Raw genomic sequence first — 12,121 nt, forward strand, 5'->3', positions numbered from 1 at the left:
ATTTATGGCGCTTTTTTGAGTTTTTCTTGTAAGAGGGCATTGACTTTTTGTGGGTGCGCCTTTCCTTTCGTTTCGCGCATGATTTCGCCGACGAAGAAGCCGAGCAGTCGCGTTTTTCCTTGTTGGTATGCTGTTACTTTATCGGGGTGTGCTTGGAGGAGGGCGTGAATTTTTGCGTTGAGGACGTTATCGTCGCTTATTTGTGCGAGATTTTCTTGTTGGATGATGTCCCGTGCGGTTTTTCCGCTTGTAGCCATGGTGATAAGGACATCTTTTGCTGTGCGCTCTGAGAGAGTTCCGTCCTCGACAGCGTCAATGAGGGCGCTGAGGCGTTGGGGGCTAATGGGTGAGTCTTGTATGGGGGTTTGGCGTTTATTGAGGAGGGCGAAGAGGGGGCCTATGACCCAGCGGGCGGCTTGGACGGGGTTCGTTGTGCGCGCCGTTTCTTCGAAGAATTGCGCGATGTCGCGCTCGGCAACGAGGAGGGCGACATCGTCTTTTTTGAGGCCATAGTCTTTGAGGAAACGTTGATATTTTTCTCTTGGGCGTTCGGGCAATTGCTCTTTGAGTTTTTGTATGCGCGCTGGGTCAAGGACGAGGGGCGGCAGGTCTGGGTCGGGGAAATAGCGGTAATCATGGGCTTCTTCCTTCGAGCGCATGGCATAGGTGCGTTGGGTGTTGGTATTGAAGAGGCGTGTTTGTTGGGTGATGGTCTGTCCTTTTTCTCTGAGGCTGATGTGGCGTTGCGCTTCATAGTCGATGGCTTGTTGGATGAATCGCATGGAGTTGAGATTTTTGATTTCACAGCGTGTGCCAAGGGGTTCATGGGGTTGGCGCACTGAGACATTGACGTCGGCGCGTAGGTTGCCTGCTTCCATGTTGCCGTCGCATGTGCCGAGATAGCGTAAGAGTTGGCGTATGGCGTGCATGAGGGAGACAGCTTCGCCGCTAGAGCGCAAGCTGGGTTCGAAGACGATCTCCATGAGTCCGACACCGCTACGGTTGAGGTCAATGGCGGTGGCGTGGGGGAAGAGGTCGTGGAGACTTTTACCGGCGTCTTGTTCGATATGGAGGCGGGTGAGGGGAATATCTTTAGGCTGTCCCTTATCGTCATCGATGGTGATATGTCCGCCTAAGGCGATGGGCTTGTGATATTGGGAGATTTGGTAGCCTTGAGGCAAGTCGGGATAAAAATAATGTTTGCGGTCGAAGAGGGAGACATGTTGGATGTCGGCATCGAAGGCGAGGGCGGTGGTGATAGCTTGGTCGATGCACTTTTGGTTGGGTATGGGGAGCATGCCGGGCATGGCGGCATCGATGAGGCTCACAGAGCTATTGGCGTCGGCAAAGGGCTGGGTGCTGGTGCGCGAGAAGAGTTTTGATGTGCTGGCAATTTGGGCATGGACTTCTAACCCGATAACGATGTCCCATGACGTTGATGGGGCGGATGATGGGGTGCGAGGCATAGGGCGTGTCCTACGATGGTCTTGACGAGGGGCTCAGCACCCCATACTATAGGCTTTCATCCCCCATGTCTATCTTATGGCGTAGGTTTCCTCATGCCATCCATTCGAGCCTTGTTTCTCACGAGAGTTTGTCCTCTTAAGGAAAGGGTATTCATGGCCATGTCGGAGTGAGAGGATTTGAACCTCCGACCCCTACGTCCCGAACGTAGTGCTCTACCAAGCTGAGCTACACTCCGTCTTTCCCTTATAGCCTAAAAAGGGCGGGTTGCCATCGCCTACGTTCGTGCCTGTCATGCATAATATATGTCATCATGCTTGACGCGCCGTCATGGCATACAAGGCAATGCCAGCGCTGACAGAGACATTGAGGGATGTCTCTGGCAAACAAGCGTCTCTCTCTCCATCTTTCCCCGCACCCGCATATGTCTCTCCACGGGCATACGGAATAGAGACGAGGTTATCACAATGGGCGCGGGTGAGGTGACGCAACCCTCTTCCCTCCTGTCCCATGACGAGCACGCGCTGTGACGGCATGGAACAAGCGCACACGGCAGGCAACGTTGTCTTGCCATGGGCATCGAGGCCAAAAATATGAAAGCCTTGTGTCTTAAGGAAGAGGAGAGCGTGATGGACGTTGCTGATAGGGAGAAGCGGGACATGCTCTATGCCGCCGCATGCGGTTTTGGCGATGACACCATTGAGAGGCGGGCTATGGCGCGCCGTTGTCAGCACGCCATCGACTCCAAACACCCATGCCGAGCGGATGATAGCGCCGATATTATGCGGGTCTTGTATGTGATCCAGTATGACGAGCATGGTTTTATCGCGACAATACGTCTTCCATGGAGGACAAGCGAGGGGCGAGACATGCGCTGCCACGCCTTGGTGGACGGCATGGGGTGGCAAGACCGACTCCAATTGTCGTTGGGGGACGATATGGAGATGCCCCTCTTGTTGTCCTTGTCTGTGGGCTTGGGCGATGGCGTAGAGAGGATGATGTGCGCCATCTTTGCGTTCTTGTATCCATATCCTATGGACGTGTCTGTGGCGATTGAGAAGCGCCTCCCGCACAGCATGGATGCCATAGAGCCATGGATGTTTGTCGATATTTTTTTTCATGGATTCTTGAAGATGCCCGTGGTTTTCATATTACGATCACAGGAAAGCAGATGGATGTGGGAGAGAGTTTACGCCGCTATACCCAAGAGCATATGGAACATATGGCGTCTAAGTATTTTGACCATCCCATTGAGGGCACAGTGCATTTCTATCACGAGCGCAATCGCTTTGGCTGTGAGATGTCCATCCATGTGGGACAGCATATCCATTGTGAGAGTCATGCCGAATCGCATGACCCTTATCGTTCAGCGCGTCAATCTTTAGACCGTATCGAGAAGCAGTTACGCCGTTCTAAAAGAAAATTGCGCGACCACCATCAGAAAGAGCGTGTTGCCTTTCGCTGGCGGGAGGCGTTCTCTCCCCTGTTCAGCTGGCGCAAGAAAAAAAGGCTCTAGGCATGGCATTGGCGTCCCTTATTCCAGCAGAACAGGTTTTCTCTCAGGTGAGGGTGGCGAGTAAAAAGCAGCTCTTCGATGAAGTCGCTTTGAGGATGGCGTCTTATATGGGATGTGCGGAGCAGACCATTCTCGATGTTCTTCTTGAAAGGGAGAGGCTTGGTTCTACCAGTGTCGGCAATGGCATGGCCATTCCCCATGGGAAAATTGACGGGATAGAACGTATCTATGGGTTATTAATGACGCTAGAGCATGCCATTGATTTCGATGCCCATGACGGACAGCATGTGGATATTGTCTGTGCGCTCATTGCTCCCGCCGACGAGGGAGGCGACCATCTCAGGGCGCTCTCTGTCGTCTCGAGGTTTTTGCGTGATAAAAACACGAGCATGCACCTACGCAACGCTAAGAGCCACCATGATATTATCGCTCTTCTTGGGTCCTCTTAAAGGAAAGAATTGGTTATATCGGTAGGTGCGTAAAAATTCCACAGCGCGTTCTGTGTTGCACTCTGTGCAGATGTAATTCGAGTCGGCGTCATAGATTTCACAACGATGGTCTTTGTCTTCTGAAAGAATAAGAATCCACGCAAACGGGGATGGCGGGAGTTTTCCTTGATAAAAGGGTGGTGCTGTCATGCTGTTCTCCTGTCGAGGTGTTCATGCTCTTGTCTCCCCATATGGCGACGCCCATATCCGCTGGGCGCTTGTGGCGTGTGGTTGGTGCGAGTCGAGAGATGTCGCAACCCCATTGCACGTTTTACTACGTGTGCAGCACAGCACTTTTGTGTGATAATTCTTTTTGCAGAACATGGTGTGCGCCCCCCCCATGCCCCCCCTTATGCCCCACACGGCACGCGCCTGTGACGTTAGGCGTCTACTTTTTGTGCCGTTTTATCGCCTTTGGTGGCGATGAGGGTTGGCGCTTCGCCATGCCTGACGGCAATATGCTGGGCGCGTTTCTCGAGGGATGGACGCACCACGTCGATGGACAAAAGCCCCTCACGCATGGATGCATCACGCACCTCCATGCCTTCCGCCAGAGCAAAGACACGCTTAAAGGCGCGGTTGGCAATGCCCTTATGGATGAAGGCACAGGACGTGTTCTCCTCTGTGTCCGTGGCGTCATCGGATGACACCATGTCGTGATGGTTGCCTTCCACGTGCAATTGGTTGTCGTGGACCCACACCTTGACATTCTCGGGAGAGAAGCCAGCGACAGCGAGGGTAATGCGGAACGCATCATCCTTGTCATCGGTCTTGACTCGCTCGATGTTGAAGGGAGGATAACCAACACCCGAGCCCCCCATGGGATAGCGGTGGGTGAAATCCTCTAGCATGGACTCCAGATGGTCGAAGCCCAGCATGAGCGGATGATTGAAGAAACTATTCATAACAAACCTCCTCGTTAGCGTTTGTTGATGCTGTCCGTTGTATCTCTCACGAATCACAAGCAGACAGCCGATGATGATAGATGATCCACGGGCACGGGATATGTCACCTCTGTACGAGCATGCATGCGTCCCGAGGACTACTCAATAGGTAGGAAGGACATGTCTTCCTGTCAAGGGCGTCACGATAAAAATCTGGTGACATCCATGAGGTATGCATGGGGGGTATGCCTGGGGGTATGTGTGGGGGTATGCGCAGTCTAGTAGGGTGTCTCTTCCTTCTCTTCTTCGATGTTACGGGCTAATGAGCGGACATCTTCATCAATATCGAGGACGATCGACTCGATAATGTCGAGACGTTCTGTCACGCTCTCTTGAATATCGATATTTTGAATGAGAACGGTGATGTGGAGCGTGAGCAACATGACCAGCAAACCCAAGATAAGGACAATGGGAGGATTCATATCTTGCATAGTAACAACGGGCATTTATGGTTGACGGGATGCAATGCGTGAGAGGATGAACCACCTCACAGCGGCGATGACGGCGAAGACAGGCGCGCCGATGTATGCGCTGAGTAACAACACATCGAGGCAGTCCAGCCATGCCACTATACCAAAAAAGTAGGGGATGTCATCTAAATCCATGGGGCCATCGCCTTGCCATGCTTTTGCGTCTCCCGGCAGGAGGGGGTTTGTCCATTGGGAGAAAAGAAACGCCGCGGCGACGCTCACGCCAGCGATGAGCCCCATACTGAAGGGCGAGAGCGCGTAGAGACTGTCGGGTATGAAGGATGGTTGTGGCACATCGGTGGCGGCGTAGCCGATAGCGACAAAGAACAACACGGTGGCGACAGCATCGCTCATATAGTCATAGACATGGCCATAGTGGCTTGTCATGTTCCATTGGCGCGCCAACGTGCCGTCCACCCTATCGAGGAAGCACCCTAGGGTCCAAACGATGCCAGCGATAATATCGAACAGGCGTGTGCCATAGGCAAAGAGGGCGCATGCTATGACGCCGGTGATGAGTCGCCATGTCGTGATGGTATTGGGTGTCACCTTACCACGAAGGGGTTTCTCGAGGTAGCGTTGGGTGAAGAGGCGTGTGAGCTTTGTCGTCACGGGATATGAACGTGAGGGGATAAGATGACGTTACTATAGATATTTTTGTCGTCTATGTTAAGGAATTTTGGGCGTGTGTGTTTCGTCGTAGGCGATGGCTTTCCAGCATATGCCACCAGAGGAGAGATGGAATACCTTGCAGGAGATGTCGTCCCCTTGTCATGAGGGAGGCGAGCAGAGCCGTTTCTCCACCGATACCGAGGGCGCTTCCGACCAAAATGAAAGCGCCTTCTTGCACGCCAATGGCGGCGGGAACGATGAAGGCGGCGCTCTTGATGGCTTGCACGAGGGCTTCTAAGATCAAACTTTGGGTGAACGTGATGGGGGCGTCTATCAGCCAGAAGATAAGCCATAATTCAGTCCCACTGACAACCCATGCGATGAGATGGGTTGTGAAACTCTTAAAGAGGGGCGAGGGGCGTTCATAGAGGGCTTTGAGTGAGGCATGGAGACCCATGAGAGATGGCGCTGACGACCCTTGCGATGTTTGTGACGCGCGTCCTGAGGACTCTTTGAGGGCTAATAAAGGCTTGCTGATGGCGAGGATGGCGTTATCGATAAGGTGCAGGAGTCCATAACGTTGGGCGATGACAAAGGCGCAGAGGACAAAAAACGCCAGCACCCAGCCGATGAGAAAGGCGGTGATGATATGGGCCATGGCGTGTTCGCTATAAAAGAACGCCAGAGAGATAATGGCGAGTCCTATGAAGAGGAACAAGCTGACAATTTCGAGGGTAATATCGCCAACCGTCGCGGTAATCACAGGGGTCGCCTTGCCGCCACGCAAGATCAAGAGGCGCATGCCGATCATATCACCGCCAATTTGGGCAAGGGGCAAGAGCAATTTTGCTGACTCGCGCACCGTGCGCGCCTCAAAAAAGGCGAGGAAGGGAAGGGAGGGATGGAGATACCACCATGCCAGAGCCGACAGGGCGACCGTCACCATATGATAGAGGACGATCGTCATATAGCCATGGACGCCCACATGTCCCCATTGTGCCATGATGGCGTGCATGTCATAATCATCGATGAGCCATATGAGCAAACCGAGACCAGCGATGGTTGTGGCAAGATAAAAGAGGACGGTGAGCAGCTTCTTGAGCATCGTGAAAGGATTGTTGAGAGAGCCTATCATCTTGTCATCATCTTATCATCATCTTATCATGGGAGGCATGAATACATAGGATAGTGGCAACGTGCGACAGATTGTCCATGCCTATTTTCGCATGGCGGGGGATAAAGATTCTGTGAGGGGATATGTCTATTTTTCACCAGTTCGCCATTCTTTCATCCCATAAGGGGTATGAGGGTTATGAAGCTGCTCTCGATGGGGTGAAGGCTATCAACAAGGATGTGGACGGACTCTTCTTAGATGCCCTCAGCGCTTCTATGATGCAGACCATCAAGGATAAGGTGCGTTCTCTTCAGGCGCGCTACGCCCGTGTGATTGTTTTTGGGGCTGGCGCTTCCTTGTCGTGCGGACATATATACAGCGCATGGGCGTTGCCTCTCTATGGTGGTATGGTGGGCGCATGGGGGGGGCAGTCTCTTGTCCTCTGTGACAGCATTGACCGCGTTTCGTTGCGTTGCCTGATGGAGGATGGGCAATATGGGGTGGCGTCCACCTGTTATGTCTTTATTTCTCGTAGTGGCGAGACGCTCGAGACGATTTGGCAGTGGCGTTATGTTTCGACATGGTTGCGTTCTCAGGGTGTCTTATTATCACAGCATGGCATGGTGGTGCTCGGTGAGCGGGACAGCGCGCTTGGTGCGATGGCGTTGCGGGAGGGTGTCGACCTTGTGTGCTTCGATGAGCGCGTGTCAGGGCGTTTCTCGCCTTTGCGTGAAGTGGGTGTGCTGATAGGCTTACTTGCTGGCGTCGATATGGATGCTGTATGTCGTGCTGGGCAAGCCCATGCGCAATGGGCTGTGTGGGGAGAAGGGCAAGGGGTGCTTCGAGACCATGTGTTGTGGCATGACGCACAGAGACGTCAAGGGCGACATATCAGCGTGTGCATGGGGTATGGCGACAGGCTCTATGGCTTGTTGCGTTGGTATCGGCAGCTGTGGGCAGAGAGTCTTGGTAAGGCGGGACAAGGCTTGACGCCTTTCGAGGCGATGGGGCCCAGAGACCAGCATAGTCAGTTGCAATTATGGTTGGAGGGCGAGGACGACAAGACCTATACCGTGATAGGACAGCGAGAGCAGAAAGAGGCGGCGCACGCCTTATGCGCCCTCCAGCAAGATTGTCGCCTTGGCACACAAGACGCTTTATTATCACGAGGAAGGCCTGTGCGCGTCATCACCTATGATACACTAGGGGAGGATGTTTTAGGGGCGTTGATTGTTCAGTGCATGGTCGAGACATATACCTTGTGTCGCCTATGGGGTATCAATCCTTTTGACCAGCCAGCCGTTGCTGACGGCAAATTGCGCACGACAATCCGTTTCAACGGGCGTGGCATAACGATAGAGGGACTCTGATGGGAGAAAGCACAGAAGCGCCAAAGACAGCGACGATACGTGTCTTGCCTGAGCATATTGTCAATCAGATATCGGCTGGTGAAGTCATCGAACGTCCGGCATCGGCATTGCGCGAGTTGGTAGAGAATAGTTTAGACGCCCATGCCACCTCCATTGATATTGTCGTGCGTGGTGGTGGCACTGTGCTGATACAAGTGGCTGATAATGGCGTTGGGATGGGGCGTTCAGACATGTCCTTGGCGGTGAAGAGGCATGCGACATCGAAATTGGAGGGTGATACCCTTCAAGCCCGCACACTTGGCTTTCGGGGGGAGGCGCTTCCATCTATGGCCTCTGTGGGTGTCTTGACGATGCACTCGAGAGCGCGAGGGGCGACACAGGGGTATGGGCTCACCATTGACTATGGCACACAAAAGGGTGATGTGTTTGCGTCCGACGTGCGGGAAGGGACAAAGATATGCCTCGAAGAATTGTTTGGTCGCGTGCCCGCTCGCCTCAAGTTCCTTAAGTCGATGGCAACGGAATATGCCTATATCCAAGATGTTTTGACGAGGCTTGTCCTTGCCTACCCCTCTGTGCGTTTTGTGTGGCGTTTTGACGAGAAGAAGCCTCATCTGTATGCGGCCTATGGCGAGGACACGGCGTTCTTGGACGCTGTCTTGGGGCGGGCGATACGCCTTTTAGGCGCTGACCTGATGGATAACGCCATCCCTATAGCGAGGGAGAACGACCCTATGCTCGATGTCGAGGGATATTGCGGGCTTCCCACCTTGCATGAGCGCCATGGCAGGAAAATCTTTCTCTTCGTTAATGGGCGTCCCGTGCAAGACAAGGTTATTTATGGGGCGGTGCGCGCCGCCTACCAAGATTATGTCCCCCATGGCCGTTTTCCCGTGGCTTTGTTGTTCGTGCATTGCGCATGGGAGGATGTGGATATGAATGTTCATCCAGCAAAGGCGGAGGTGCGTTTCCGTGATGTCAGGGCATTACGTTCGATGCTCATGCGCCGTATCCACGAGACCTTAGCCACAGCAAAGCACAAGACATCGAGCCATTTGGCGCGCGCCTTTGTCGGGCGTGCTGGTCAGGGAGGCGACGCGCGCCATGGGCATGTCCAGAGGCAGCTCGCCCAAGAGCATAAAGAGTCCGTCCTCGACACGAACGACCCAGGACGCGCCTTCGGCCCTCTCAGCGCCTTCCATGATGACACGCGCCCGCCTCCCCACCATGTGCCTCCTCACCATGCGCCTCCCCACCATGCACATGACGGGCATGGACGTCACCACGGGACAGCGCCCCTATCGTCACAAACAAGCGAGGCGTCATTGACGGGCTCTCTTGTAGAGGATGTGGGGGCTTTAGGGGTTGCCCAATGCCAGCTCCATGGGTGCTACATTATTTCTCAAACGGTCGATGGGCTTGCCATTATCGACCAGCATGCGGCCCATGAGCGTCTCGTCTATGAGCGTCTCAAGGCGCAGGCATCAGAGAAGACGATCAAGCGTCAGCGTTTGCTTGTTCCTGATATTATCGAGATGGAGGAGTCTATGGTTGATGTTCTCTTAGAGCATGCGTCTCTTTTGGCGTCATCGGGTCTTGTCCTCGAGCGTTTTGGCAAGGGGGTTTTGGTGCGTGAAGTGCCGTCCATGTTAGGGCATGCTGATTACAAAGGCCTTGTGAGCGCGTTAGCGGAGTCTTTCATGGGTGGCGGGGGTGAGGGGCAATCCCACGAGGCGCTCCTCGAGACGCCCATGGAGAGGACCATGGAGCGGATATGGGCAAAAATGGCATGCTATGGGTCTATACGCGCTGGTCGTGTGCTCTCTTTGGAGGAGATGAATCATTTATTGCGTTCTATGGAGCGGACTCCTTTTTCTGGTCAGTGCAATCACGGGCGTCCTACCCATGTGACGTTGCGTAAAGCCGATATCGAGTCCCTTTTTGAGAGGCGTTAGGGAGCGTGTCTTGGTGTGTTAGTGGAACATAAAATCTTTCATAAAAAAAGTTGACGATGGGTGCAAAAAATCGCATATAGTCAAGTGGTCTGTTCCACCGCTCCGTCTTTCTTCGGTCTTTTGCCGTTGTGGAGACGGGAGGGAGCAGGCTAAAGAGGGCCCTCTCGACATTGGCGGGGTTGTGATGGTGGGTATTGAGAGGGGGTTCTTGTATGATAGTGGTAGGGACATGTGATGGGGTGTATGTCCTGTCTCTTTGGCCCTACTCAACCCATGAATACGGGAGATAATCGATGAATCGTATTGTCAAGTTATCTCTGGTTGCTTTGGTGTTATCGGTCGTTCCTGGGCTTTCCCATGCGAATGACTGGTTGCTGAAGAATCAGGACGATCCCAAGCAATGGGTCATGCCAACAGGTAACTATGCAGCACACCGTTATTCTCGTTTGACTCAGATCAATCGTGGTAATGTCGGTCGCATCAAGATGGCGTGGAATTTTTCCACGGGCGTTCTTCGTGGTCACGAGGGTGGCCCCTTGGTGGTCGGCAACGTGTTGTATATCCACACCCCCATTCCAAACAAAGTGTTTGCGCTTGATTTGGATGATGATGCGCGGATTATATGGGAATATAATCCCGTGAAGGGCGGTAAGTATCCTAGTGGCGAGACCATGGATCGTGTGATCAGCGTTATGTGTTGCGATAATGTGAATCGTGGCGTGGCGTATGCGGAAGGTGAAGGTGCTGGTGACGGCACGATTTTCTTGCATGCTGCGGACACGACTCTTATTGCGTTAGACGCAGAGAACGGACGCGAGAAGTGGAAAGTGACCAACATGCATTCTGGTGTGGGCAAGCGCGGTGTATCTGCGTCCACAGGCACGGGTGTTCCCTTCATCATCAAGGATAAGGTTGGTATTGGTTGTTCGGGTGCCGAGTTTGGTGTCCGTTGTAACTGGACCATGTATTCCATGAAGGATGGTTCTCGTGTATGGCGTGCCTATGCGACGGGTCCTGACGAGGAAATGCTCGTAGACCCTGAGCGCACCACGGAGCTCCGCAAGCCTATTGGCGCTAATTCCAGCCTCAACACTTGGAAAGGCGACCAGTGGGAGACGGGCGGTGGCTCTATCTGGGGATGGTATGCTTGGGATCCTGATGCTGACCTTCTCTACTATGGGACAGGCAATCCGAGCACGTGGAATCCTGTTGTTCGCCCCGGCGACAACAAGTGGACGATGACGATCAATGCTCGTAATCCTGACACAGGGATGGCGAAGTGGCTCTATCAGATGACCCCTTATGACGAGTGGGACTATGATGGCGTCAACGAGATGATTCTTGCTGACATTACCGTGAAAGGTAAGAGACGCAGGGCTCTTGTTCACTTCGATCGTAATGGCTTTGCCTATACGATGGACCGTGTGACGGGTGAGCTTCTCGTGGCAGAGAAGTATGATCCCACTGTCAACTGGGCAACCCATGTTGATATGAAGACGGGACGTCCTCAAGTCGTCAGCCGCTACTCCACGGCGCAAAATGGTGAAGATGTCAATACGACAGGGATTTGCCCTGCCGCTCTTGGCACGAAGGACCAACAGCCGGCTTCTTTCTCACCTAAGACTGGTATCTTCTACGTGCCCACAAATCATGTGTGCATGGATTACGAGCCGTTTAAGGTCGACTATGTGGCTGGTAACGCCTATGTGGGTGCGACATTGAGCATGTATCCTGCTCCTGGCGGGACTCATCTCGGCAACTTCATCGCGTGGGATGCTGGCGAAGGAAAGATTTTATGGTCTATTCCTGAGCCCTTCTCAGTCTGGTCTGGCGCTCTTGCCACAGCAGGCGATGTTGTCTTCTATGGCACCCTTGAAGGGTTTCTAAAAGCCGTTGATTCGAAGTCTGGTAAGGAACTCTTCAGGTTCAAGACCGCTTCGGGTATCATCGGTAATACGAATACCTGGATGCATGATGGCAAACAATATATCGGCGTTCTTTCTGGTGTCGGTGGTTGGGCTGGTATCGGCCTTGCTGCTGGACTGACGGAGGATACAGCTGGTTTGGGTGCTGTCGGTGCTTACAAGGCACTCCACAACTACACGAAACTGGGAGGCGTCTTGAACGTCTTCTCTCTCTAACGATAGAGAGATGTCTCGGTCACACGAGACTCGTGTGGGGTGGTCCC

The 12,121-nt window shown here is 53.4% G+C and carries 12 protein-coding genes and 1 tRNA gene; 5 read left to right on the plus strand and 8 right to left on the minus strand.

From position 1 onward, the window contains the following. Positions 1-2: 2 nt before the first annotated feature. The 3 genes from gatB to rlmB all read right to left on the minus strand — a co-directional run bounded on the left by gatB (position 3) and on the right by rlmB (position 2,585). Positions 3-1,466, minus strand: coding sequence for an Asp-tRNA(Asn)/Glu-tRNA(Gln) amidotransferase subunit GatB (gene gatB, locus GDA54_03880; protein MBC6497443.1), 1,464 nt, complete (start codon positions 1,464-1,466; stop codon positions 3-5). Between the two features lie 162 nt (positions 1,467-1,628). Beyond that, positions 1,629-1,702: transfer RNA gene (locus tag GDA54_03885), tRNA-Pro, on the minus strand. Between the two features lie 73 nt (positions 1,703-1,775). Beyond that, positions 1,776-2,585, minus strand: coding sequence for a 23S rRNA (guanosine(2251)-2'-O)-methyltransferase RlmB (gene rlmB, locus GDA54_03890; protein MBC6497444.1), 810 nt, complete (start codon positions 2,583-2,585; stop codon positions 1,776-1,778). On the opposite strand from rlmB, the gene raiA reads away from it, so the two are divergent. After that, positions 2,558-2,980 carry a ribosome-associated translation inhibitor RaiA gene (gene raiA / locus GDA54_03895; GenBank protein ID MBC6497445.1) on the plus strand — a complete coding sequence of 141 codons (423 nt, stop codon included), beginning with the start codon at positions 2,558-2,560 and terminating at the stop codon, positions 2,978-2,980. The genes rlmB and raiA overlap by 28 nt on opposite strands. Positions 2,981-2,982: 2 nt before the next feature. Continuing rightward, on the plus strand, positions 2,983-3,429 hold the full coding sequence (locus GDA54_03900; GenBank protein ID MBC6497446.1) for a PTS sugar transporter subunit IIA: 447 nt from the start codon (positions 2,983-2,985) through the stop codon (positions 3,427-3,429). Here GDA54_03900 and GDA54_03905 read toward each other — a convergent pair. From GDA54_03905 to GDA54_03925, 5 genes are all read right to left on the minus strand, one after another. Further along, positions 3,376-3,618 carry a hypothetical protein gene (locus GDA54_03905; protein MBC6497447.1) on the minus strand — a complete coding sequence of 81 codons (243 nt, stop codon included), beginning with the start codon at positions 3,616-3,618 and terminating at the stop codon, positions 3,376-3,378. The genes GDA54_03900 and GDA54_03905 overlap by 54 nt on opposite strands. 230 nt (positions 3,619-3,848) lie before the next feature. Further along, a complete protein-coding gene (locus GDA54_03910) occupies positions 3,849-4,373 on the minus strand; it encodes an Hsp20 family protein (protein ID MBC6497448.1) in 525 nt (174 codons plus the stop codon). A 257-nt stretch (positions 4,374-4,630) separates the two neighbouring features. Then, on the minus strand, positions 4,631-4,858 hold the full coding sequence (locus GDA54_03915) for a hypothetical protein (protein MBC6497449.1): 228 nt from the start codon (positions 4,856-4,858) through the stop codon (positions 4,631-4,633). Further along, positions 4,859-5,494, minus strand: coding sequence for a CDP-alcohol phosphatidyltransferase family protein (locus tag GDA54_03920; protein ID MBC6497450.1), 636 nt, complete (start codon positions 5,492-5,494; stop codon positions 4,859-4,861). A gap of 52 nt (positions 5,495-5,546) precedes the next feature. Beyond that, complete coding sequence (locus tag GDA54_03925) at positions 5,547-6,629, minus strand: flippase-like domain-containing protein (protein ID MBC6497451.1); 1,083 nt, start codon at positions 6,627-6,629, stop codon at positions 5,547-5,549. A 122-nt stretch (positions 6,630-6,751) separates the two neighbouring features. Between GDA54_03925 and GDA54_03930 the strand changes: the two genes are divergently transcribed. From GDA54_03930 to GDA54_03940, 3 genes are all read left to right on the plus strand, one after another. Then, entirely contained in the window at positions 6,752-7,978 is a 1,227-nt protein-coding gene (locus GDA54_03930) for a hypothetical protein (GenBank protein MBC6497452.1), read from the plus strand. Beyond that, entirely contained in the window at positions 7,978-9,933 is a 1,956-nt protein-coding gene (gene mutL, locus GDA54_03935; GenBank protein MBC6497453.1) for a DNA mismatch repair endonuclease MutL, read from the plus strand. The genes GDA54_03930 and mutL overlap by 1 nt, the downstream gene beginning before the upstream one ends. A gap of 293 nt (positions 9,934-10,226) precedes the next feature. After that, a complete protein-coding gene (locus GDA54_03940) occupies positions 10,227-12,074 on the plus strand; it encodes a methanol/ethanol family PQQ-dependent dehydrogenase (GenBank protein MBC6497454.1) in 1,848 nt (615 codons plus the stop codon). The last annotated feature ends 47 nt before the right edge of the window (positions 12,075-12,121 follow it).

The sequence above is a fragment of the Alphaproteobacteria bacterium GM7ARS4 genome, assembly GCA_014332745.1.
Lineage (GTDB): Bacteria > Pseudomonadota > Alphaproteobacteria > GM7ARS4 > GM7ARS4 > GM7ARS4.